Below are 23742 nucleotides of genomic sequence, written 5' to 3' on the forward strand. Positions count from 1 at the left end.
CGACGCTGTGTTTCGAGGACGCTACGGCCGGAAGCGTCGGGACGGATTGACCAAGCGCTACCCTTACGTAAAGTCGCCGCGCATTGCAAAGGCGGGTCCCCATGCTGGAAAGTTTATCCTTGCGCGCCAGGCTGTTGGCGCTGCTCGGCGCGACGCTCGCGACCGGCCTCGCCCTCGGCGTCGGCCTGCTGATGCTGCACGCCGCCTCGCGCGTGCGGGCCGAATCGGACAGCACCGCCCGCCTCGCGCGGGAATTCGTGGCGACGGCGCTGGCCAGCGTGGCGGAGAGCGACGATCCGCTTTCCGCCCTTCGCGCCCGGCTCGCCGAGGTGGAGCGGCTGCGGCACATTCATATTTTCATGGCCGGCTCCGGCGCGGCGGGCGCGCCCGCGGGGGAGGGGCGGCGCGCGCCGGCCTGGTTCGCGGCGCTCGTCGCCGGGCCGCCGAGCGAGACGCGCATCGCCCTGGACGGCCGCGGCCGCCTGCGCGGCGAGCTGGCGCTGGCCGCCGATCCGGGCGACGAGATCGACGAGATATGGGAGGAGGCATGGCTGCTGGCGCTGGGCGCGGCGGCGCTCGCGCTCGCCGGCTTCGGCGTTGTGTCGATCGTCGTCTCGCGCGCGCTCGCGCCCGTTTCGACGCTCGCCGAGGCGCTGCATCGGCTCGAGCGCGGCGATCGCAGCGTGCGCATGGCGGCGGGCGATGCGCCGGAGTTCGTCGCCATCGCCTCGAGAGTGGATGCGCTGGCGCAGACGCTCGCGCGTCTGGACGCGGAGAATCGCGCGCTCGTCGAGCGCATCATCCATGTGCAGGACGCGGAGCGGCGCGACATCGCCCGCGATCTGCATGACGAGATCGGGCCGTTTCTGTTCAGCATTCGCGCCGGGCTCGGCGCGCTCGCGCGCAAGCTCGAGGGCGCACGTCGGGAAGATTGCCTGACCATCGACGCGCAGCTCGGCGCATTGCAGCAGGTCAATCGCCGCATCCTCGGCCGGCTGCGGCCGGCGGCGCTGGACGAAATGGGTCTCGAGGGGGCGTTGCAGGCGCTGGCCCAGGGCTGGCGCGATCTCGAGCCCGAGGTCGCCGTCGGTCTGCATGTCGCCGAGACCGGCGAGCCGCTCGACGAGACCATCGCGCTCACCGCCTATCGCATCGTGCAGGAGGGGCTGACCAATGTGTTTCGCCATGCGAGCGCCGCGCGGGTCGATGTGACGGTCGAGCGCATCGTCGCAGGCGCAGAGAGCGAATTGCGCATCCTCGTGCGCGACGACGGCGCCGGCGTTTCGGCAGGCGTGCGCGAAGGCATCGGCCTGCGTGGAATGGGCGAGCGCGTCGCCGCGTTGGGCGGCCGACTGACACTCGAATCGACATCGCCGCGCGGCGCCGCTCTGCAAGCGCGTCTTCCTCTGCCGACCGGGACGTCGCTCGAAACATTGTGCGACGCAAAATAGGATTGCGCGGCGCAGCAGTCATTTTATTTCGCGCTTACGCTCGCGGAGAGAAAAGCATTCGTGGCCATTTCGTGACTTTGTCTCGGCGCGACGTTCTGCCTCTCGCCAAGCCTCTTCGGATAGTTTATGTAGCAAAACGCACAAAGCGGGAGCAGCGCGGTCCGATCGCGCGGCAGTCCCGCGGGGCCAAGAGTATCGGCCCCCTATCGTGGTATGAAGGGTCGTCACATGAACTATCGGCGCTTTTTCGAGACGGCGGTCACTCGTCTCCAGGAGGAACGCCGGTACCGGGTCTTCGCCCATCTCGAACGCTGCGTCGAAACCTTTCCGCAGGCGGTCTGGCACCGGGACGACGGCTCCACCCGCGACGTGACGATCTGGTGCTCCAATGATTATCTCGGCATGGGCCAGCACCCCGAGGTGATCGCCGCAATGGTGGAGACCGCCTCGCGCGTCGGCGCCGGCGCCGGCGGCACGCGCAACATTTCCGGCACCAGCCACGCGATCGTGGAGCTCGAGAGCGAACTCGCCGATCTTCATGGCAAGGAGGCCGCGCTCGTCTTCACCTCGGGCTGGATCTCCAATCTCGCCGCTATATCGACGATCGCCGATCTTCTGCCCGATTGCGTCATTCTCTCCGACGCCTCCAATCACAATTCGATGATCGAGGGCGTGAAGCGCTCGCGCGCGGAGCGCAAGATCTTCCGCCACAATGATCTCGCCCATCTCGAGGAGCTGCTCGTCGAGGCCGGAAATCGGCCCAAGCTCATCGTCTTCGAGAGCCTCTATTCGATGAACGGCAATATTGCTCCGGTCGCCGAGATCGCGGCGCTCGCCGAGCGCTATGGCGCGATGACCTATATCGACGAGGTCCACGCCGTCGGCATGTATGGCGCGCGCGGCGGCGGCATCTGCGAGCGCGAGGGCGTGATGCATCGCATCGACGTCATCGAGGGCACGCTGGCCAAGGGCTTCGGCACACTGGGCGGCTATGTGGCGGGCGACCGCGTCGTCATCGACGCCATTCGCAGCTATGCGGCTTCCTTCATCTTCACCACCGCTCTGCCGCCCGCCGTCGCCGCCGCGGCGACGGCCGCCGTTCGTGTGCTCAAGGCGCGCTCCGATTTGCGCGCTGCGCATCAGCGCGCCTCGCATATCACCAAACATGCGCTGGCGGCGGCCGGCCTGCCGGTGCTGGAGAATGGCTCGCATATCGTGCCGGTGATGGTGCGCGACGCCGAGCTGTGCAAGGCGGCGAGCGACATGCTGCTCGAGCGCCACGACATCTACATTCAGCCGATCAATTATCCGACCGTGGCGCGCGGCTCGGAGCGTCTGCGCATCACGCCGACGCCGCGCCATACGCCGGAGCATATCGTCGCTCTGGTGGAGGCGGTGGCGGATGTGTGGCAGACGCTCGGCATTCCCTTCGTCGAGCCGCCGCAGCATCTGCATGTCGATCAGGAGAGCCGCGAGCGCTGTACCTATCCCGAGATCAAGCTCGCCGCGCAGTGAGCGGCGAGTTCTCTCGGGACAGATCGATCGAGATTTTAGGAAGGTTCGCGCCTTCCTTCTCCCGCCTGCGGGAGAAGGTGGTTCCGCGAAGCGGGGTCGGATGAGGGCTGCTGCGGGCTCTCAGGCGCGAAGACGGTTTTCGAAGAGGTCGCCTCGGCGGCGCGAACCCTCATCCGACCCTCGCTGACGCGAGGGCCACCTTCTCCCACGAGTGGGAGAAGGATTCGCGCCGAATGATTGCGCCTTACTGCACCAGCTTGGGCTGGCTCGGGCGGGGCGTCTCGTTCTCTTGCAGAATGCCGAGACGGCGCGCGACTTCCGTATAGGCCTCGACGAGGCCGCCCATGTCGCGGCGGAAGCGGTCCTTGTCCAGCTTGTCGTTGGACTTGATGTCCCACAGCCGGCAGGAGTCGGGGGAAATCTCGTCGGCGACGACGATGCGCATCATGTCGCCTTCCCACAGCCGCCCGCACTCCATCTTGAAGTCGACGAGGCGGATGCCGACGCCGAGGAAGAGGCCGGAGAGGAAATCATTGACGCGAATGGCCAAGGCCATGATGTCGTCGATCTCCTGCGGGCTCGCCCAGCCGAAAGCGGTGATGTGCTCCTCGGAGACCATCGGGTCGTCGAGCGCGTCGTTCTTGTAATAGAACTCGATGATGGAGCGCGGCAGCTGCGTGCCCTCCTCCATGCCGAGGCGCTTGGACAGCGAGCCGGCGGCGACATTGCGCACCACGATCTCGAGCGGAACGATCTCGACCTCGCGAATCAGCTGTTCGCGCATGTTCAACCTGCGGATGAAATGCGTCGGCACGCCGATATCGTTCAGATGCTGGAAAACGAATTCCGAGATCCGATTGTTGAGGACGCCCTTCCCGTCGATGACCTCGTGCTTCTTGGCGTTGAACGCGGTGGCGTCGTCCTTGAAGTGTTGGATCAACGTCCCGGGCTCCGGGCCCTCATAGAGGACCTTGGCCTTGCCTTCGTAGATGCGGCGGCGGCGATTCATCGGGATCAACCGGGGCTTGAGAAAATCCATTACGGGCCCGTGGCTCCTCGGTTCGGCTCCGGCGGCCGCCGCCTCGGCCAGAGCGGGAGCTCGGGAAAAGGGACGTTCGTCCGAAGCGGGCGTTGGTGACGGCCGCGGATGGAACCGGGTCCTATCCTGTTCCGGCGGTCGTTACAACCCGCGAAGCGAGACTAGCCGAATCGAGTGGCCGACACAACTTGACTGAAATTTTCGTTAATTGCGTGAACGTCACTGGATTTTCGACCGAATCGCCTACATCCAGACTTGCGCCGGGCCGAACGAGGCCGACGAAACATCCGAGGGTTGCAATGAGCACGTTCGACAATCGGGAAGAAGCTTTCGAGAAGCGCTACGTCCATGATCAGGAAATGGAATTCCGCGCGGCGGCGCGGCGAAACAAATTATTCGGCCTGTGGGCGGCCGAAAAGCTCGGCAAATCAGGGCCGGAAGCGGAGGCCTACGCCGAGGCGCTGGTGACCGCCGAGACGTCCGCCAATGCCGATGAGCTGGTTTTTTCCAAGGTGAAGGACGATTTCGCCGCCGCCGGCGTCGAGCAGTCCGACCATCAGCTGCGGCGCACGCTCGACGAATTGCTGGAGACGGCGCGGCGAGAGCTGACGAAGGGCTGACCCTTTACCCTTCCTTTATCGGCGCGCGCCACCACTTATGCCATGCGCGATTCCCCAAGAGCCGCAACCAAAAGATCGGGCGCCGCCTTTCTGGCGGCGCCCGATATCGTCTCGGCGGCCGAATCTTGGCTGGAGCATCTCTCCGGCGAGCGGCGCTGCTCGCGCCACACGCTCGACGCCTATGCGCGCGACACGCGGTTTTTTCTCGCCTTTCTCGCCGAGCGTCGCGGCGCGCCCGCCGACGCCGCCACATTGAGCGCGCTCGCTCCCGCCGACATACGCGCCTTCATGGCGCAGCGGCGGACCGAGGGGCTGGAAAATCGCTCGCTGCTGCGGGCGCTGGCCGCGGTGCGCTCGCTCATGCGCTTCCTCGAGAAAAAGGGCCTTGCCAAGACCGATGTCTTCGGCGCCGTCCATGCGCCGAAAAAGCCGCACAGCCTTCCCAAGGCGCTGAGCGTCGCCGACGCGCGCGATCTCACCCGCGCCGAGACCCGCGCCGGCGAGGCCCGCGAGCCCTGGATTTTGGCCCGCGACGCCGCCGCTCTGGCGCTGCTCTATGGCGCCGGCTTGCGCATTTCGGAGGCGCTGTCGATCGAGCGCGACCGCGCGCCCATCGGCGTCGTCGATCGCGTCTCCATCACCGGCAAGGGCGGCAAGACCCGCGTGGTCCCGGTCATCGAGCCCGTGCGGCGGGCCATAGAAGACTATATTTCGCTGTGTCCCTATCAGCTCGCCGGCGGGCCGCTCTTCGTCGGCGCGCGCGGCGGGCCGCTGTCGCCGCGCATATTGCAGCTCGCCGTGGAGCGAATGCGCGGCGCGTTGGGCCTGCCCGCGAGCGCCACGCCCCATGCGCTGCGCCATTCCTTCGCGACGCATCTGCTGGGCCGCGGCGGCGATCTGCGCAGCATTCAGGAGCTGCTCGGCCACGCCTCGCTCTCGACGACGCAGATCTACGCCGCCGTCGATAAAGCGCGGCTTCTCGACGCCTGGCGCTCGGCGCATCCGCGCGGCGCCCGCGTTTCGACGAAATCGAATTGATTTTGCTTCGATTGCAATCGATCTCGTCAAGCGCTTCCTCGCCGAAATTTTGATCTCGAGCGAGGTCTCGCCTTTTCTCGTCCCCGCCCTTCCTTCCTAGCGAACCTGCCGCCTTTTCGCTTCGTGCGCCCGCGCACGCGGACGTTTTTCGGGCTCGGGCAGGTTGCGGCGTCCGTTGAGGGGACGGGCGCCGGCGATCGGCAGGAGGGGAAAATGGGTCATACGCCGAGATTGTCGCTGCTCGGAGTCGTTCTCGTCATGGCTTTCGCCTATGGCGTCTGGATCATCGTCACATCTGGGCAGGCGGCTTCGGCCGACGCCTGTCTCGGCTATGCGCTCTGCCGCTGAGCGGCGGAGCGAAATGTCGAGCGGCGGAGCGAGATCGTCATGCCGCGCCGCGGCGGCGGACGAGAGCGCGCAGCAGGGCCAGCTTGCGCAGGAACAGCGAGCGGCCCTCCTCGCCCAGAGCGCGGGACAGCTGCGCCTTCAAATAATCCTTCGACTCGCGAATTTTCTGCTTGAACGGCTCGACCCGCTCATGCGCCCAGCGGCTGACGCGCAGCACGGCCGCATAGAGCTTCGCGAACCAGCCGATTTGCAAGAGCTTCTCGCGGCTGGCGTCGAAGAGGAAGGATGTGACGCCGAGCGCCAGCGTCTTGGCGGCGAGGATCACCGTGATCCCCGTCACCACATGGCCATGGGCGATGGCGGCGACCGCGAGCAGCTTCAACGGAAAAATCGTGATCGCCGGAAGGGCGAAGACGGCGAGCGTGGCGATGGGCGATAGGCCGGCGATGAATTCGCGCAGCCGCGCCTCCAGCTCCTTCACGCCGAACGCGGCCGCGAGCCGCAGGATCCATAGTTTCACATGGTCCCACAGCCAGCTCTCGATGAGGAAGAGAACCGCCAGCGTGAACCAGAAGGCGCGAATGAGGCGTTGCTTGACGGATTCCATCGGGCGTTCTTCTCCTATTGGGCCTCGAGCGCCATTATCGCGCGCCGGCCGTTTCTGCGATCCTCGCCGCCTCGGCCAGCGATTCCCCGAGACGAAGCCGCATTCGCGCGTCGAGCGCTGCGTCCCGCTCACGCGCTTCGCGGTCGAAAGCGAATTCGAGAAGCAGAATATAAGCGCCGTTCAAGGCGGCGCCGAGCGCTCCCTCGGCGTCGAAGCATAGCGCTTCCACTTCCTCGACGCTCGTTTCGCCGCCGTCGACGATGCGCATCAGCAAGCCGACGATGTCCTTCACATCCCGAACAGCGCGCATGTCGGCGTCTCCTGAGATCGCGACAGAAATATGCCGTCTCGGCAGGTTTCGCCACAAAGAGCCGGCCGATCGATCAGCACTCGCTCACGCTTGCTGCTAGCATATTGTTTTTAAAAGTTTATTCGGCATTGGCCTTGCATCTTTGTCGTGGTCGAACCTATCGTTCTCACGCGATCGAAGAGGAGGCGTCTCATGGCGTCGCGCGAATTTCGCCGTATGCTCGAAGGCTATGGGCTGACGACGGCCAATATTTTCTATCGTCTGCCCGATCACCCCGCGATCATGCAATCGTACATCTGGCAGGAATACGATTTGCAGCCCGAATTTCCGCAATTGCGGAAGTTTCTGGATTTTTGGCAGAGGAGCCTCGACGGCCGGCTCCATTCGGTGCAGGTGGCGCATAGCGGGCTCATTCGCCCGGCGGAAATCTCCTTGGTGGACAAGGAGTTCCGTTTGCACTGAGGGCGTAACTCCTTCTCCCGCAGGCGGGAGAAGGAGTGCGCGCTCTTCACAAATGGATCGAGCGCTTGGCGACGCCGAGCGCCGCTTCCTTGATCGCTTCCGACAGCGTCGGATGCGCATGGCAGGTGCGGGCGAGGTCTTCCGCCGCGCCGGAGAATTCCATCAGCACGCCGCCTTCGGCGATCAACTCGCCGGCGTCCGAGCCGAGAATATGCACGCCGATCACGCGGTCTGTGGCGGCGTCGGCCAGCACTTTGACGAATCCCTCCGTCTGCCGACTGGCGCGCGCGCGGCCATTGGCGGAGAAGGGGAATTTGCCGACATTATAGGCGATTCCGGCCGATTTCGCCTCTTCCTCGGTCAGGCCCACCCAGGCGACCTCCGGCATCGTATAGACCACAGACGGAATCACCCCGTAATTCACATGTCCCGCCTGACCGGCGAGGATCTCCGCCACGGCGACGCCCTCCTCCTCGGCCTTATGGGCGAGCATGGCGCCGCGCACCACATCGCCGATGGCGAAAATGCCCGCCACATTGGTGCGGAAATGCTCGTCGATGACGATTCGCCCGCGCTCGGTGGCGACGCCCGCCTCCTCGAGGCCGAGGCCCGCCGTATAGGGAATGCGCCCTGTGGCGATCAGCACGGCGTCGGCCGTTATCGGCGTGCCGCCGCCGCCCTTGGTGGAGGCGTAGGAGACGGAGACGCCCTCCGGCGTCTTGTCGATCTTGGTGACCTTGGCGGCGAGATGGAAGGCGAAGCCCTGCTTCTCCAGAATTTTCTGGAAGCGGGTCGCGACCTCGGCGTCGGCGCCCGGCAAAATGCGGTCGAGATATTCGATCACCGTCACCTGCGCGCCGAGCCGTCGCCAGACCGAGCCGAGCTCGAGACCGATGACGCCCGCGCCGACGACGACGAGATGTCTCGGAACCGATTCGAGCTCCAGCGCCCCGGTGGAGGAGAGGATCGTCTTCTCGTCGAAGGCGATCTCCTTGCCGTCGACATCGCGCAGCGGCGCCACGGCGGAGCCTGTCGCTATGACGATATATTGCGATTCGAGATTCTGCGTCGCGCCATTCTCGCCCGTCACCTCGACGCGCCCGGCGCCGAGAATGCGGCCGACGCCATGGAACGAATCGATCTTGTTCTTCTTGAACAGAAAGGCGACGCCGCCGACATTGGCGGCGACCGTGTCGGCCTTGTGCTTCATCATTTTCTCGAGATCGAGCCGCGGCGGCTCGACGATGACGCCGAGATCGGCGAGGCCGTGGCTCGTCTCCGCGAACATATGCGAGGCGTGCAGCAGCGCCTTGGAGGGAATGCAGCCGACATTGCCGCAAGTGCCGCCATGGGTGGCGCGCTTCTCGACGACGGCGGTCTTGAGGCCGAGCTGCGCCGCGCGAATCGCGCAGACATAGCCGCCCGGGCCCGTGCCGATGACGATGAGATCATATGCCATCCGCCAACTCCTTTGTCGCGCTGCGATCGATCCCTAGAATGTTTTTATGAAAGGAGAATATCCGGTTCATGGGGGTGAGGTCGAACCATTTCTTCCGCAGCCGCGTCACAGCGCGCGTCCGATGAGCAGCCGCTCATAGGCGTCGAGCGTCGCAGCGCACATGCGCTCGACGGAAAAATGCGACTGCACATGCCGCCGCGCGCGCGCCGTCAGCGCCTCGCGGGCGGAGGGGCGCAGCTCCAGCGCCTCGCGAATCGCCTGCGCCAGAGCGGCGGCGTCGCCGGCCGGCGTGCGCCAGCCGGTCGCCTGCGTCGCATCGACCTGCGGCGGCGCCAGCACGGTCTCGATCGCCGCGCCGAAATCGGAGACGATGACCGGCGCGCCCATCGCCTGCGCCTCTATGGCGACGCGGCCGAAAGCCTCGGGCGTCGTCGAGGGCGCGACGGCGACGGCGGCGGCGAGATAGGCGGCCGGCATATCGGCGCAATAGCCCGGCGCGCGCATGATTTCCTCGAGCCCGGCGCGCGCGATATGCGCCTCCACATTGGCGCGAAACGCGGCGTTGGGCGCATCGCCCGCCAGCACGAAGCGCACATCGGAAAATCCTTCGGCGAGGAGCAGCTTCGCCGCGTCGACGAGCGCGAGATGGCCCTTGCGCGCCGAGAGCCGCGCCGGCAACAGCACGACGCGCTCGTGTCGCGCGACGCCCCATGAGGCGCGCACGCGCTCGACGCGGGCGGGCTCGACGGCGGAGGGCGAGAAGGCGCGCAGATCGAGCCCGCGCGCGATGACGACGATGCGCTGTGTCGCCTGCGGATAGAGCTCGGCGATATGGCGGGCGGTGAAATGCGAATTGGCGATGACGAGATCGCCCGCCGCCATGATGGAATTATAGCGCTGCTTGATGGCGGAGGCGCCGCCGTAGATGCTGTGGAAGGTGGTGGCGAAGCGCGCGCCCGCGCGCCGCGCCGCGTGATGCGCGACCCAGGCGCAGGCGCGCGAGCGCGCATGGACGATATCCACGCGCTCCTCGCGCAGAATGCGGGCGAGGCGGAAGGAGTTCAGCGCCATGGCGAGCGGATTTTTGGTCGCGGCGGGAAAGGGCAGCCACACGCCGCCCTTGGCCTGCAGCTCGCTGACCATGCGGCCGCCCTCCGAGGCGACGAGCGCCCGGGCGCCCGCCATATGCAGCGCCTCGGCGATGTCGATGGTCGTACGTTCCGCGCCGCCCGATTGGAGATCGGGCACGATCTGCAAGATCGTCCGCCCGGCGAGAGGGCGGCTGGTCGAAGGGAAGGCGTGGAAATTCTCTAGCATGGAGCGATCTTGCCCAGTAAACGAGAACCTCGCCGCGGTCGAGAGAGGCCGGGGCCCTCTTCGCCGTAGAAATGAGCCAGCAATAAGGCCCGGCCGCCTCGGCCGCTGGAGCATGACTTTGAAGAAATGCACATTTTTCGTTAATAGCGAGAGCGGGCGCATTCGCCCGGCGGGGAGACGATGGCTGTGGACGGCGTCGAGGAGGGGCTGAGCTTCATCGAACTCGCCCTCGAGGGACGGGAGCCCTGGCGCATCGCCCGGCGCCTTCGCGCTGCGCATGGGGCTGGGGCGGAGCGTCCCGGCGTGATGCTGCTCGGCGGTTTCAAATCCGACATGCTGGGCTCCAAGGCCGCGCATCTCGACGCATGGGCGGAGCGCGAGGGGCGCGCTTTTCTGCGCTTCGATTATTCCGGCCATGGCGAATCGAGCGGACGCTTCGAGGATGGAACGATCGGCGATTGGCTGGCGCAGAGTCTCGCCGTCTTCGACGCTTCGACGCGCGGCCCGCAAATTCTCGTCGGCAGCTCCATGGGCGGCTGGCTCGCGCTGCTGATGGCGCGCCGACTCGCCGAGCAGGGCCGCCGCCTGCACGCTCTCGTGCTGATCGCGCCCGCCGTCGATTTCACCGAGGAACTCGTCTGGAACAATGCCGACGACGATATTCGTCGCGCCATTCTCGAAGAGGGCGCATGGTTACGGCCTTCGCCCTATTCGCCGGAGCCGACGCCGATCACGCGCCGGCTCATCGAGGACGGTCGCGCGCATCTCATGCTGGACGACGTCATCCGTGTGAATGCGCCCGTGCATATCTTGCAGGGGATGCGCGACGAGGATGTGCCCTATCGCCATGCGCTGCGGCTGATGGATTGTCTCGCGAGCGATCCCGTCGTGCTGACCTTGGTGATGGAAGGCGATCATCGCCTTTCGCGCAGCGAGGATCTCGCGCATCTCACAGCTACGATAGAGGCGCTCTGAAGCGCGTGCGCGAGCTGAGCAGTACCGCGCATTAGGCATAACGGCTTCTTTGCGAAGCGCGAAAGCATTCAATAAACATTGTCCCATTAACCTCCATTCTTAAGGAAGGCGCCATGTCAGGCGCACTTGATCGAGAGACGCGAATGTAACGCGGTCATTCCCGCGCGCGCCGTTCGATCGGGCCTGGGAATGAAGAGTCATGATGCTCTCGAAAACGGCTCTGCCGCTCGCATTGTGCGCGGCGCTCTGCTCGACGGCGCGCGCTGCCGATTGGTATACGGGCGTTCCCGCCGAGGCGCCGCCGCCGCCGGCGACGCCTCGGCCGACGGTCTCCATCGATCTTTCCGTCGACGGAACGTCGCGCAATTCGATCGCCGGCGCCGCCATCGGCAAGATCGCGCCTTTCGGATCGCTCGTGGAGAGCGGTCCACGCATTCGCGTCTCCACCGTCATCGGCAAATATGCTTATGACGCCAGCGATCTTCCGGTCTACATCCCCGTCGGCGCCGCTTTCATTCCCAGCAATTCCGGCTATGGCCGCGTGAATGGAACGCTCGAGGACGGCTCCTTCATGGTCGGCTACGAGGTCGTCTCCAATCAGGGCGGCGTCGCTTTCTATGTCGGCCCGGATGCGATGAATCACAGCCTGTCGCCTTTCGATCCGGGCAATCAAGTGCGCGGCGTTTCGGTCGGCGCCAAAGTCGGCGTCGAGGCCTTCGCGCGGCCGACCGAGTCCACCATGGTCGCGCTCATCGCCTATTATTCGACCGTGCATAATTCCTATTACACGCGGCTGAAATTCGGCCTGGAGCTCGCCGATTATGTCTATGTCGGACCGGAGGCGCTGGCGCTCGGCGATAATTATTTCGCGCAATGGCGCGCCGGCGCGCATCTCACCGGACTGAAATTCGGCGCGCTGCAGATCGGCCTCTCCAGCGGCTATCTGCGCGATCGCGTGCGCGGCGGCGGCGCCTATGGAATTCTGGACACGCATATCGCTTTCTAAAATCGACGGCCGCAGATTTCACGGCCGTACATTTTCATTGTTCGTCTTTGCTCGAAGGCGTCGCCATGTCTCTCTTGCGCTTCCTCTCCTTTCTCCTTCTCGGCGCCGTCGCCGTCGCGCTCGCCACACAGCCGGTCAGCGTGCAGGCGCAGCTGGCGACGAGCCTTTCGGTCATCTTCCTGCTGGCCTTTTTGTGGAGATTCGCGCGCGGCGCGGAAGCGCGCCAGCTGTTCATCGCGCTCGCGCTGTTCGTGGTGCTGCGCTATGTCTATTGGCGCGTCACCTCCACTCTGCCGCCGCTCTCCGATCCTGTCGGCTTCACTTGCGGCTCCATATTGCTCGCCGCCGAGCTCTATTGCGTGGCGATGCTGCTCCTCACCCTCGTCGTCAACGCCGAGCCGCTGAAGCGCGAGCCGGCGCCGCAGATAGAGGACGAGGCTCTGCCGGCGGTCGATGTGCTGGTCCCGAGCTATGACGAGAGCGCCTCCATTCTCGCGACGACTCTCGCCGCGGCGAAATCCATGGATTATCCCGCCGACCGGCTGAATGTCTTTCTGCTCGACGACGGCGGCACGGAGCAAAAATGCGCGCATCCCGATCCCGAGATCGCCGAGCGCGCCCGCGCCCGCCGCGCATCCTTGCAGGAGCTCTGCGCCGCGCTGGGCTGCTATTATCTCACCAGAGAGCATAACGAGCGCGCCAAGGCCGGCAATCTCAACGCTGCGCTCGAGCATATCGATGGCGACATCGTCGTCGTGCTGGACGCCGATCACGCGCCGTTTCGTTCTTTTCTGCGTGAGACGATCGGCTATTTCTTCGAGGATGATCGGCTCTTCCTCGTGCAGACGCCGCATGTCTTCCTCAATCCCGATCCGATCGAGCAGAATCTGCGCACCTTCCGCCATATGCCGTCCGAGAACGAGATGTTCTATGGCGTCACGCAGCGCGGATTGGACAAATGGAACGCCGCCTTCTTCTGCGGTTCGGCGGCTCTGCTGCGCCGCGCCGCGCTGGACGATGCCGGCGGCTTCTCCGGCGTCTCCGTCACCGAAGATTGCGAGACGGCGCTGGAGCTGCACGCACAGGGCTGGACCAGCGTCTATGTCGACAAGCCGCTCGTCGCGGGATTGCAGCCTCAGACTTTCGCCGCCTTCATCGGCCAGCGCGTGCGCTGGTGCCAGGGAATGCTGCAAATTCTGCTGCTGCGCAATCCGCTGCTGAAGCGCGGCCTCGAGCCCTTGCAGCGGCTCGGCTATCTGTCGAGCATGAGCTTCTGGTTCTTTCCCTTCCCGCGTCTGGTCTTCATGCTGGCGCCGCTCGCCTTCATTCTCTTCGACGTCAAGATTTTCGTCTCCAACATAGAAGAGGCGATCGCCTATACGGCGACCTATGTCGTCGTGAACGCGATGCTGCAGAATTATCTCTTCGGCCGCGTGCGCTGGCCCTGGGTGTCGGAACTCTACGAATATTGCCAGGGCGTGTTTTTGTCGAAAGCGATCCTCTCTGTGCTTCTGCGGCCGCACAGCCCATCCTTCCGCGTGACGGAGAAAGGCGCGACGCGAGCGCAGGATCGTCTCTCGGAGCTCGCCTGGCCTTTCTTCGCCATTTATGGGCTGCTCGCCATCGGCGCTGTCGTCGCCGTCTATCGTTGCGTGGCCGAGCCCGGCGTGCGCCAGCTGATCGTCTTCGTCGGCCTATGGAACTTCTTCAATCTCGTCACCGCCGGCGTCGCGCTCGGCGCCGTGGCGGAGCGTCGCCGCCGCGAGAAGCATCCGAGCCTTCCCGTCGAGCGGCGCGGCGCGCTCGCTCTCGGCGAGGAGCATGTTCGCGTCGCGATAGAGGAAGTCTCCGCCGGCGGCTGTCGCCTGCGCGCGGCGACAGAGGCGGACGCCGAAGCGCTCGCCGCGGCGAAACAGACGGAAGGGCGCCTCTTCATCGACTCGGTCGTCGACGCCGCGCGCCGTCCGAGCCTTTCCGCGCGCATCGTCGGCGTCGCGGCGGATGGGCGTCGCCACCTCGTCTTCGCGCTCACGCAGCCGCAGGATCATCTCGCGCTCGCCGATCTCATGTATGGCGACGCCACGGCGCTCGAGCGCTTCCAGGCCGCGCGGCGCAAGCATAAGGGCATTGTCGCCGGCACGGCGCAATTTCTCTGGTGGGGCGCGATCGAGCCCTTGCGCGCCTTCGCCTATCTGCGCCCCCGCGCAGGCGAGGCGGCGCGGAGCGAGCCGCCGCCCATCGCCGAGCTTCCGTCGATCTTCGGCCGCCGCCAGCCTCGCCTGCGGCCGCCGTCGAAAGTGAAAACGCCGCCCGCGATAGAGCGCGAGCGCTCCGTGAGACACGAAAGCGTCTGATCCTTTTCGCAAGTCCCTTCTCGACGACACGACCATTCTCGTAAAAATGAGCGCCAAAATGCAGTTCCGAGTCCTCGCCGCTCTGCTCGCGGCCACGACGGCGCTGACGCCGGCCGCGGCCTCCGCCCAGGCGATCTTCACGACGGCGCCGCAAGAGCAGCTGTTCCATCTGCAAGTCGAGCGGGCGCGGCCGGCCGCGCCCCGCCTCCAGCCCATCATCCCCGCGCGTTTCGCCGCGCGCGAGCCGTCCCGCATCGCGGCGGTGGAAACGCCGGCCGCAGCGCCTGTCGCGCCGCCGCGGCCGATCGTCGCCGGCGCGATGCTGCGGCATCTCACCAATAATATTCAAGGCTATCGCCTCGCCGGCGAGATCGGCTCGTCCGAATGGCCGATCTATGTCACCGAGGCGCAGGCGTCGCGCCGTCTGCAATTTCGCATCGGCTATCTCGCCGCCGTGTCGGTGATGCCGGAGGCCTCCGCGCTCACTCTGACGATCAACGATCAGACGATCGGCGACACGCCGATCCGCGCGGTGCAGGAAGTGGAGACCATCGTCTTCGACATTCCGCCGGGCGTGATGCGTCCCGGCTTCAATTCGGTGCGCATCGCGACGAGCCAGCGCCATCGCGTCGATTGCTCGCTCGAGGCGACCTATGAATTGTGGACGCAGATCGATCCGACCGAGACCGGCCTGGTGCTGCCGGAGGACGATCCGGGCGTCGTCAGCCTCTCCGATCTCGGCGCGCTGCCGCCGGACGAGCAGGGCGCGCTGCCGATCCGCGCCGTGCTCGGCGCCAACGCCAAGCCTCTCGAGATCGAGCGCATGTTGCGCGCGGCGCAAGCGATTTCGCTCGCCGGCCGTTTCGAGCAGCCGGTCGTCGACGCCGGCCCCGCCGCGGGCGGACGCTATGGCGTCAATCTCTTCGTCGGCGCCGCCGCCGAGTTCGCCGGCCGCGTCGATCTTTCGCGCGCCGGCCCCATAGACGAGCCGCGCGCCTTCGTGCTGCCGGCCGCGCCCGGCCGTCGCGCCGGCATTGTGGTGACGGGCGCGACATCCGCGCAAGTGGATGAGGCGATCCGCCGTCTCCTCGTGTCGGCCGCGCCCAAGGGATCGCCGCAGGGGCTGCGCGCGTCCGCCGCCTTTCCGGGCTATCGGCTCGACGGCGGCCGCAAGGTGAAGCTGCGCGATCTCGGCGTCGCCAGCGAGGAGTTCACCGGGCGTCTCTATCGCGCCGCCTTCAACATCGTCATGCCGCCGGATTTCTATGCGGCCGATTACGGCAATGCGCTGCTGCGCCTCGCCGGCGGCTATGCGGCGGGGCTCGACTCCAATGCGCAGATCGTCGTCAAGGTGGACGAGCGCACGGCGGTGAGCCTCAATCTCCTGAAGGCGTCGGGCGACGTCTTCCGCGACAATCCGCTGCCCTTGCCGCTGGGCTTTCTGAAGCCCGGCCTCAATCGCATCGAGATCGAGGCGCATGTGCCGACGCGTCAGGACGCCGATTGCGATCCGCTGGCGGCGATGCGCGCGGCCAAGCGCTTCCTCTTCCTCGACGAGACGGAGATCGAGCTGCCGCCGATCGCCCGCATCGCGCAAATGCCCGATCTCGCGGTGACGGCGTCCGGCGGCTTCCCTTATGCGGGCGCCAAGGGACGGCCGAAGCTCTATATGCCATCGCTCGATTCCGACGCTGTGGGCGCGGCGGCGACGATCGTCGCGCATTTCGCCATCGCCGCCGGCAAGCCGATCGATTTCGAGATCGTCGATACGCCGCCCGGCGAAGGCCAGGGGCCGACGCTCGCCGTCGCGCCGCTCGATTCCTTCGACGCCGCGCTGCTGCAACGTCTCGACATGCCGGCCGACACATTGCGCGAGGCATGGGGGCCGCATCTGACCGCCGATCGCCGCAAAGCGTCGGAGAAGCGGCTGTCGCCGCTCGAGATCGCGGCGCGCAATCGCTTTGTCCTGCAGCGCAATTTTCCCATGGCCTGCTATGCGCCGCGCAACATGCTCGACAAGACGATCACCGCGCAGTCGGGAGGAGCGAGCGCGCCGCCGCCTCCCTCCGGCGAGGCGGAGCGCGTCGATTTCGCGCCCGTCGGCACGGTGCGTGGCGGCCGTCTGGAGCGCCCTGATGGCGAGCGGGACCTGCTCGAGGCCTGGCGCGACGATCTGCGCCGCGAGGGCCATTGGGGTTATGGCGTCGTCGAGCGGCTGCGCGTCGCCGGCGTGTGGAGCGCGGCGCGCGTCGCCGACGCCGCGCAATGGCTGCGCGCCGGCTTCGAGGCGGAGGCCGCCGACCGCGTCGCTCCGCAGCACGCCTCGCTGGCGATGAGCCAGACGATCCTCGGCGACACGGCCAAGGATGTCTGGACCATCGTCACCGCGCCCAACGCCGCGACTCTGGCGGAGGCCTCCGCCTGTCTCGTCGATCCACGCGTCTCGCGCCGCGTGCAGGGCCAACTCGCGATGCTCGACATGACGGACGCCGCCGTCGCGGCGAGCGGCGCCGGCAGTCCGCGCTTCATCGTCACGCGGCCTTTGTCCTTCGGCAATCTTCGGCTCATCGCCGCCGGATGGATGTCGCTGCATCCTGGCGTTTATGTGGGCCTCGCAATTCTCGTCGCCGCGCTCTTCGCCGCCTCCACGCGATGGCTGACGCGCAATATCGGAAGGAGCTCGAGATGAGAATTGCGTCACTCGCCGTCGCCGCTCTCGGCCTCGCCGTCGCTCTCGGCCTCGCCGTCGCTCTCGCGCCGGCGGTCACGCGCGCCGAGCCGATCGCGGAAATCTCCGCCGCGATCGGCGTTCCGCTCTCGCTCGACGCGCATAAGATCAAGCTCGGCGGCGCGCTGAAATCGCCCGAGGCGTGGATGGCGTATAAAAAGCGCTTCATCGCCGAGCAGGGCCGCGTCATCGACACGGCCAATGACCATGTGAGCCACAGCGAGGGGCAGGGCTACGCCATGCTGCTCGCCGTCGCCGCCAATGATCGCGCCACATTCGATCGCCTGTGGGGCTGGACGCGCGCCAATCTCATGGTGCGCAACGACGAACTCGTCGCCTGGCGCTTCGATCCGCAGCATCGTCCCGCCGTCGGCGACATGAACAACGCGTCGGACGGCGATCTCCTGATCGCCTGGGCGCTCGCGGAGGCGGCGGAATATTGGGACGATTTGCCGCTGCGCATGGCGGCGCGGCGCATCGCCGTCGAGCTGTCGCGCAAAGTGGTGCTGTTCAAGACCAAGATGGGCGCGCTGCTGCTGCCGGCGGTCGCCGGCTTCAACGCCTCGGATCGCTCCGACGGGCCTGTGGTCAATCTCTCCTATTATGTTTTCCCGGCCTTGGCGCGGCTCGACAGCGTCGCGCCGGAGGTCGATTGGGCGGGCCTCACGCAGACCGGTCTCGATCTGCTCGAGGCGTCGCGGCCGACGCCGCAGACTCTGCCCGCCGATTGGATCGCGCTCGAGGGCTGGCGCGCGCGGCCGGCGGAAGGCTTCGCGCCGGAGTTCGCCTATAACGCCGTGCGCATTCCGCTCTATCTCGCCTGGGCCGGCGTCGGCGAGCGCGCCCATTATGCGCCCTTTCTCGCCTGGGCGCAGCGCGCCAAGGAGGCGCCGCCGATCGTCGACGTCGCCTCCGGCAAGGATGTCGGCCAGTTCGGCGGCGGCGGCATAGCGTCGATCGCCGCGCTCGTCTCCTGCGTCGTCGACGGCGGCAAGCTGCCCGCCGATTTCGCCGCGCCGAGAGCCAATGAAGACTATTACCCCGCCACTCTGCATCTGCTGGCGCTGCTCGCTGCGCAAATGAGGTATTCGTCGTGTCTCGCCAATTGAGAGCCCTCCTTCTCACGGCCTGCGCCGCCACTTCGTCGGCGGCCCCTTCGGCGCTCCACGCCGAGGGCGCCGCTCGGCAATCCATCGTCGTCGCATCGGCCGCGGCCGGCGCGACATCCGAGCGCGAAAAGCCCGACGATCTCGCATTGCGCTATTACGCTTCGCTCGATCAGCGCGCCCGCGTGCGCGCCGAATTCTCGCGGCTGCGTCGGCTCTATCCTAATTTCGAGCCGCCGGCCGATCTCTATGGCCCGCGTCGCGGCGACGTCGACGAGGCGGGTCTGTGGGAGCTGTTCGCTGCCGACAAGCTCGACGAATTGCACGAGATCATCCGAGCGCGCCGCAAGGACATGCCCGGCTGGCGCCCTTCCGCCGATCTCATGCGCAAGCTCGAGCAGAAGGAGCAGCGCAACAAAATATTCGCCTTCTGGCGCGAGGGGCGCTGGCTCGACATCGCCTCCTTCGCGCGCGACAGCCGCTTTTTCGCCGCCAACGCCGATGTCGAATCGCAATGGACGATCGCCGAAGCCTTCGCCCGCACAGGTCAGATCAGCGAGGCGATCGATGTGTATAAATCGATCTTCGCCTCCAATGAGGACAAGCATATTCGGCTCGCGACCATGCAGAAGGCGATGGCCGCGCTGCATATGGGCGATGTCGAGGCTCTGCTCGTCGAAGCGCGCAAGAGCTCCAAAGAGCCGGAGGACGAATTCGCCCCGGTGGCGATCGACATCACCCGCGCGCGCATCGTCGCCGTGCTGCGCGACGAGCGCAAGGACGAGATTTCGCCGCAGGAGCTGCAACGCTTCGAGAGCTTCGCCAAGCTGACGCGCGAGCCGCAGCAGCTCGGCCTCGTCGCCTGGCTGCAATATAAGCGCCGCGATTTCCGCGCCGCGCTCGAATCCTTCAAAGCGGCGATCGAGCATGGCGGCGACGCCATGATCGCGCATGGGCTCGCCCATACGCTGCGCGCGCTCGATCTGCGCCGCGAGGCGGAGGAGGTGGCCTATGCCTGGCGCGCGCCGCTGGTGAACAATGGCATTCTCTTTCTCGATCTTCTGGAGCGCGATCTCACCCAGGAGACGCCGCCCTATCTCGAGCCGGCGCGCCTCGCCCGCTATGCGGCGGTGACGATCGAATCGGCCTCCGGCGAAGGCGCGCAGGGCCTCGGCTGGTACGCCTATAATTCCTGCCAGTTCGACGTCGCGCGCTTCTGGTTCGAGCGCGCGGTCGCCTGGTTTCCGAAAGAGGCGACCGTCTATGGCTATGTGCTGACGTTGAAGCGTCTGCGCCAGGACAAGGAGGCGCTCGAGCTCATCAATCGCTATGACGGGCTGTTCCCCAAGCTCGTCGAGCTGCTGTTCCCAGATGATTATTATCATCCGCCTTTCCCCTGCGATTCGCGCATCGCCGCCAAGGCGCATGGGCCGGCGGTGAAGATGGCCGGCTATGTCGTGCCGGGGCCGGCCGGCCCGGCGCTCGCCGCCGAGCGCGATCGCCTGCGCGTCGAGGCCGACAAGAAAGAGGCGACGACGCCCGACGCCGCCAAGGTGGCGGCGCAGGCGCAGCAGCGCGAGCGCGTGCTGAAAGCCGTGCGCGGCAAGTTCCCCATCGCCGTCGCGGCGGAGAATCCGCTGCGCTTCCAGCCGCTGGCGCAGGCGCGCTCGGCCGCGGGCTCGCCGGCGCCTGTCGGCCTGAGGGCGGAGCCGCAGCCGGGCAAGGCGCCGCTTGTGGCGCGGCGCGTTCCAGGGGTCGGGCCCATGCCCTCCGAGCGCTATGGCTTTTTGCTCTCGCCGAGCTGGAACGCCGTCGATCTCGCCACTTGGCCGCCGGCCTCCGAGCAAGTGGCCCCCGTCGGCACGCAATGGGCCAATCAGGAGGCCGATCCGGCCTGGATCGGCCAGCAGAAGGCGGATGCCGGCGCCAAGCTGACGGCCGGCGCGGCCGAGCACGTCGCCACCGCAATGGCGCCGCGCACCCGCTACGGCGCCGCGCCGCCGCCGCCGAACCTCGCCGCCGTCCTCTCGCTGCCGACGTCCAAGCAGAGCCAGACTCGTTGATCCTTTCGGAGATTTCGTCATGAGACAATTTTTCAGACATTCGCCGCCGCTCTTTCTGCTCGCCCTCGGCCTTTCCGCCTGCTCGCCGACGCGCGGCATTCTGGCCGTCGATCCGACGCCCACCGGAGCCACCGCCGGCGCGCCGCCGGCGCGGGGCGTCGAGGCGCGCAGCGGCGCCGCCGCCATTCTGGCGCTGCCGGCCGAGGCGCGCGTGCGCGGCGGCCTCGAGGAGCGCCGCTACGCCAATGGCTGGCGCCAGAGCGTCGCGCTCGACCGCGCCGTGATGGGCAAGGGCTGGAACGAGATGACCGTCGACATTCGCACGGCGCCGGCCGGCGGCGGCCGCGAGGGCGAGATTCCCATGGGCAAGCCCACGGAGGAGGGCGTGCGCCAAGAGCTGTCGCTGCGCTTTCCGACGACGCGAATGCGCATCGTCGCCAAGCCGTTGCGCAATGATCTCGGACCCTTCGGCCTCGCCGTCGGGCCGGGGCCGGAAGGAACGCGCTGCGCCTTCGCCTGGCAATGGGTCGACGATCTGCGCGCTGTCGCCCGGCCCGAAGCCACGGCGACGACGATCGTCCGCGGCGATGAGATTCCCGCTTCGATCCGGCTGCGTCTGTGCCGCAAGGGCGTCACCGAACGGCAATTCGCCGATTGGTTCTCGCGGCTGCGCGCCGCCGAGGCCGCCACTGTCGAGCGAGTGGTCGAGGCCGCCCGCAGCGGCGGCGACGCGCCTTTCCCGGCTCCGGCGGTCGGCGACCGGCTCGCGTCGCCGACGACGGTGGCGAGCATCGCGCGTCCGGCGAAGCGGCCGCCCGTCCTGAAGGCGCGGTCGAGGCCGACGCTTCGCGAGACGATCCATGAGGAGACGACGACCCAAGTGCGCCGCTACAGTACGCCGCCGAAGCCGGTCGAAATCCGGGCCGCTTCGTCGGGCTTCGATCCCGGCCTGCCGCCGCAGGCTTTCGCCGGGCCGCCCAAATCTGGGGCGCGGTGAGCCCAGGACCCCGCTCCGGCGTGCTCGCGCCAGGGAGGGCTGCGCCGGCCATCGCTTGAGAGTGGAGCGTGAACGCCCCTTTCGGCGTTCACCGGGCGATCCGTCCCCGAGGCCGGTCGCCCGACACCCGAGGTCTTGACACTCTTCTCCCGGCCGTCGATGCTGCCGAACAAATTGTTCGGCATATCGAACAGGAGAGAAGAATTTGGCCAATGCGCTTCCCGCCATAGAGACGTTGTCCTCTTCGGACCCGCTCAATGGGCGCATCGTCGAGTTCCCGCCGGACCGGCCGCTCGTCACCGACGGCGGCGGCTGCGTCACGCCTTTGACGATCGCCTATCAGGCCTATGGCGAATTGAACGCAGAGCGTTCCAACGCCATTTTACTGTGCCATGCGCTGACCGGCGACCAGCACGCCGCCAATGTGCATCCGCTGACCGGCAAGCCGGGCTGGTGGGATGTGATGGTCGGCCCCGGCAAGCCTTTCGACACGGAGCGTTTTTTCATCGTCAGCTCCAATGTCGTCGGCGGTTGTCTCGGCTCTTCCGGGCCGTCCTCGATCAATCCCGCGACCGGCCGGCCCTATGGGCTCGATTTTCCGGTCGTCACCATTCGCGACATGGTGCGCGCCCAGGCGATGCTGATCGACCATTTGGGGATAGACCAGCTCTTTTGCGTCGCCGGCGGCTCCATGGGCGGAATGCAGGTGCTGCAATGGGCCGCGAGCTATCCCGAGCGCGTCTTCTCGGCCATGCCGATCGCGACGGCGCCCAAGCACTCGTCGCAGAATATCGCGTTTCACGAGGTCGGCCGGCAGGCGGTGATGGCCGATCCCGATTGGCGCGGCGGGCGTTATCTCGAGCAGGGCGTGCGGCCGGAGAAAGGCCTCGCCGTGGCGCGCATGGCGGCGCATATCACCTATCTCTCGGAGCCGGCGCTGCAACGCAAGTTCGGCCGCAAGCTGCAGGACCGCGCGGCGCCGACATTCTCCTTCGACGCGGATTTCCAGATCGAGAATTATCTGCGTTATCAGGGCATGGCCTTCGTCGATCGCTTCGACGCCAATTCCTATCTCTATGTCACGCGCGCCTGCGATTATTTCGATCTCGCGGCCGATTACGGCGGCTCGCTGGCGCAGGCGTTCAAGGGCACGAGGACGCGCTTTTGCGTCGTCTCCTTCAACACCGATTGGCTCTATCCGACCTCCGCCTCGCGCGCCATCGTCCATGCGCTCAACGCGGGCGGCGCCTCGGTCTCTTTCGTCGAGATCGACAGCGACAAAGGGCATGACGCCTTTCTCGTCTATGAGCCGGATTTCATTGCGACGACGCGCGGTTTCCTGGAGGCCGCCGCAGCGGCGCGCGGCCTGCCGCGGGCCGAGGAGGCTTAGCCGATGAACGCCCCCATTTTTCCGAAGAGCGCGCAGCAGCGCCCGGTTCGTCTCGATCTCGCCGCGGTCGCGGCGATGGTCGCGCCGGGCAGCCGCGTGCTCGATGTCGGCTGCGGCGACGGTGCGCTGCTGCAATTGCTGGCCGACACCAAGCAAGTGGACGGGCGCGGCGTGGAATTGTCGCAGCGCGGCGTCAATGATTGCGTGGCCAAAGGCTTGTCGGTGATTCAAGGCGACGCCGACACGGATCTGCGCGATTATCCGACCGACGGATTCGATTATGTGATTCTCTCGCAGACGCTGCAGGCGACGCATCATCCGCGTCAGGTGCTGGTCGAAATGCTGCGCATCGGCCGGCGCGCGATCGTGTCCTTCCCCAATTTCGGCCAATGGAAAGTGCGGCTGTCGCTATTGGCCAAAGGCCGGATGCCGCAGACCTCGACGCTGTCGCACGCCTGGTACGACACGCCGAACATACATCTTTGCACGATAAGAGATTTCGTCGATCTCGTCGAAGCGCTCGGCGCGCATATAGAGCGCGGCGTCGCGCTCGATCACGCCGGCGCGCCGATCCGCGTGAACGCGCCTTGGTGGGTGTGGAATCTGTTCGGCGCGCAGGCGATCTTCCTGCTCGAACGCGATGCGCCGAAAAAAATATCATGATTAGCTGCTGAAAATACTTAGGCGATTGAATTTCGCGGCGCTCCGCCGCTGCGCAATATTGCCGAGACAAAGCGCGCGCGATTGGCCGCACAGCGCCGCGCGATTTGCGAAAACGCTAGAAATTCAAAGCAGATCGCCGTTTTTATGCGGCGGGCGTCGGTCTGCGGCGCGCGCCGCGTGCGACCTCCTGTCCAGAACGACCGCTTTCCCGAGGGGAAGCTTCACGATAGATTGCTCGCAATGACCGACGGACAAGCGCCGATTTGCGCTGAACATCGTCGGCGACCGCGGGAG

At 66.5% G+C, this 23742-nt stretch carries 20 protein-coding genes; 15 read left to right on the plus strand and 5 right to left on the minus strand.

All coding sequences use genetic code 11. The features are described from left to right. Positions 1-101: 101 nt before the first annotated feature. Both C5689_RS02315 and hemA read left to right on the plus strand, forming a co-directional pair. A complete protein-coding gene (locus tag C5689_RS02315) occupies positions 102-1451 on the plus strand; it encodes a histidine kinase (RefSeq protein ID WP_108915669.1) in 1350 nt (449 codons plus the stop codon). A gap of 228 nt (positions 1452-1679) precedes the next feature. Continuing rightward, the gene (hemA, locus tag C5689_RS02320; protein WP_108915670.1) at positions 1680-2966 is read left to right on the plus strand and encodes a 5-aminolevulinate synthase; all 1287 of its coding nucleotides are present in this window, start codon (positions 1680-1682) and stop codon (positions 2964-2966) included. A 244-nt stretch (positions 2967-3210) separates the two neighbouring features. Here the strand turns inward: hemA and purC are convergent, their stop codons facing one another. Continuing rightward, the gene (purC, locus tag C5689_RS02325; protein WP_018267133.1) at positions 3211-4005 is read right to left on the minus strand and encodes a phosphoribosylaminoimidazolesuccinocarboxamide synthase; all 795 of its coding nucleotides are present in this window, start codon (positions 4003-4005) and stop codon (positions 3211-3213) included. A 299-nt stretch (positions 4006-4304) separates the two neighbouring features. Here purC and C5689_RS02330 point away from each other — a divergent pair, with 299 nt between their 5' ends. From C5689_RS02330 to C5689_RS18930, 3 genes are all read left to right on the plus strand, one after another. Further along, positions 4305-4625 carry a DUF1476 domain-containing protein gene (locus C5689_RS02330; protein ID WP_108915671.1) on the plus strand — a complete coding sequence of 107 codons (321 nt, stop codon included), beginning with the start codon at positions 4305-4307 and terminating at the stop codon, positions 4623-4625. Positions 4626-4667: 42 nt separating this feature from the next. Next, positions 4668-5663, plus strand: coding sequence for a tyrosine recombinase XerC (locus C5689_RS02335; protein ID WP_108915672.1), 996 nt, complete (start codon positions 4668-4670; stop codon positions 5661-5663). A 213-nt stretch (positions 5664-5876) separates the two neighbouring features. Further along, entirely contained in the window at positions 5877-6011 is a 135-nt protein-coding gene (locus C5689_RS18930; RefSeq protein ID WP_255461765.1) for a hypothetical protein, read from the plus strand. A 37-nt stretch (positions 6012-6048) separates the two neighbouring features. Here C5689_RS18930 and C5689_RS02345 read toward each other — a convergent pair whose 3' ends face one another. Beyond that, positions 6049-6618, minus strand: a complete 570-nt coding sequence (locus C5689_RS02345; RefSeq protein WP_108915674.1) for a hypothetical protein — start codon at positions 6616-6618, stop codon at positions 6049-6051. A gap of 34 nt (positions 6619-6652) precedes the next feature. After that, the gene (locus C5689_RS02350; protein WP_108915675.1) at positions 6653-6928 is read right to left on the minus strand and encodes a hypothetical protein; all 276 of its coding nucleotides are present in this window, start codon (positions 6926-6928) and stop codon (positions 6653-6655) included. A 192-nt stretch (positions 6929-7120) separates the two neighbouring features. Between C5689_RS02350 and C5689_RS02355 the strand changes: the two genes are divergently transcribed. Beyond that, positions 7121-7390, plus strand: coding sequence for an usg protein (locus C5689_RS02355; protein ID WP_108915676.1), 270 nt, complete (start codon positions 7121-7123; stop codon positions 7388-7390). A gap of 46 nt (positions 7391-7436) precedes the next feature. On the opposite strand, the gene lpdA is transcribed toward C5689_RS02355, so the two are convergent. Continuing rightward, positions 7437-8849 carry a dihydrolipoyl dehydrogenase gene (gene lpdA, locus C5689_RS02360; protein WP_108915677.1) on the minus strand — a complete coding sequence of 471 codons (1413 nt, stop codon included), beginning with the start codon at positions 8847-8849 and terminating at the stop codon, positions 7437-7439. Positions 8850-8954: 105 nt separating this feature from the next. Then, positions 8955-10166: a glycosyltransferase family 4 protein gene (locus C5689_RS02365; RefSeq protein WP_108915678.1), complete on the minus strand. Its 1212-nt coding sequence runs from the start codon at positions 10164-10166 to the stop codon at positions 8955-8957. Positions 10167-10346: 180 nt separating this feature from the next. Here C5689_RS02365 and C5689_RS02370 point away from each other — a divergent pair, with 180 nt between their 5' ends. The 9 genes from C5689_RS02370 to metW all read left to right on the plus strand — a co-directional run bounded on the left by C5689_RS02370 (position 10347) and on the right by metW (position 23448). Beyond that, a complete protein-coding gene (locus tag C5689_RS02370) occupies positions 10347-11141 on the plus strand; it encodes an alpha/beta hydrolase (RefSeq protein ID WP_108915679.1) in 795 nt (264 codons plus the stop codon). A gap of 199 nt (positions 11142-11340) precedes the next feature. Then, positions 11341-12147 carry a cellulose biosynthesis protein BcsS gene (gene bcsS / locus C5689_RS02375; RefSeq protein WP_108915680.1) on the plus strand — a complete coding sequence of 269 codons (807 nt, stop codon included), beginning with the start codon at positions 11341-11343 and terminating at the stop codon, positions 12145-12147. A gap of 65 nt (positions 12148-12212) precedes the next feature. After that, entirely contained in the window at positions 12213-14501 is a 2289-nt protein-coding gene (bcsA, locus tag C5689_RS02380; RefSeq protein WP_108915820.1) for a UDP-forming cellulose synthase catalytic subunit, read from the plus strand. 58 nt (positions 14502-14559) lie between these two features. Then, positions 14560-17190: a cellulose biosynthesis cyclic di-GMP-binding regulatory protein BcsB gene (locus C5689_RS02385; RefSeq protein ID WP_108915821.1), complete on the plus strand. Its 2631-nt coding sequence runs from the start codon at positions 14560-14562 to the stop codon at positions 17188-17190. Beyond that, positions 17187-18338, plus strand: coding sequence for a family 8 glycosyl hydrolase (locus C5689_RS02390; RefSeq protein WP_244594549.1), 1152 nt, complete (start codon positions 17187-17189; stop codon positions 18336-18338). Before C5689_RS02385 ends, C5689_RS02390 begins: the two co-directional genes overlap by 4 nt. Further along, positions 18323-20398: a hypothetical protein gene (locus C5689_RS02395; RefSeq protein ID WP_146188305.1), complete on the plus strand. Its 2076-nt coding sequence runs from the start codon at positions 18323-18325 to the stop codon at positions 20396-20398. The genes C5689_RS02390 and C5689_RS02395 overlap by 16 nt, the downstream gene beginning before the upstream one ends. A 19-nt stretch (positions 20399-20417) precedes the next feature. Next, positions 20418-21395, plus strand: coding sequence for a cellulose biosynthesis protein BcsN (gene bcsN, locus C5689_RS02400; protein WP_108915683.1), 978 nt, complete (start codon positions 20418-20420; stop codon positions 21393-21395). A 226-nt stretch (positions 21396-21621) separates the two neighbouring features. Beyond that, the gene (gene metX / locus C5689_RS02405) at positions 21622-22785 is read left to right on the plus strand and encodes a homoserine O-acetyltransferase MetX (protein WP_370464660.1); all 1164 of its coding nucleotides are present in this window, start codon (positions 21622-21624) and stop codon (positions 22783-22785) included. A gap of 3 nt (positions 22786-22788) precedes the next feature. Further along, complete coding sequence (gene metW / locus C5689_RS02410) at positions 22789-23448, plus strand: methionine biosynthesis protein MetW (RefSeq protein ID WP_108915685.1); 660 nt, start codon at positions 22789-22791, stop codon at positions 23446-23448. Positions 23449-23742 lie beyond the last annotated feature (294 nt).

The organism is Methylosinus sporium (assembly GCF_003113265.1).
Taxonomy (GTDB): domain Bacteria; phylum Pseudomonadota; class Alphaproteobacteria; order Rhizobiales; family Beijerinckiaceae; genus Methylosinus; species Methylosinus sporium.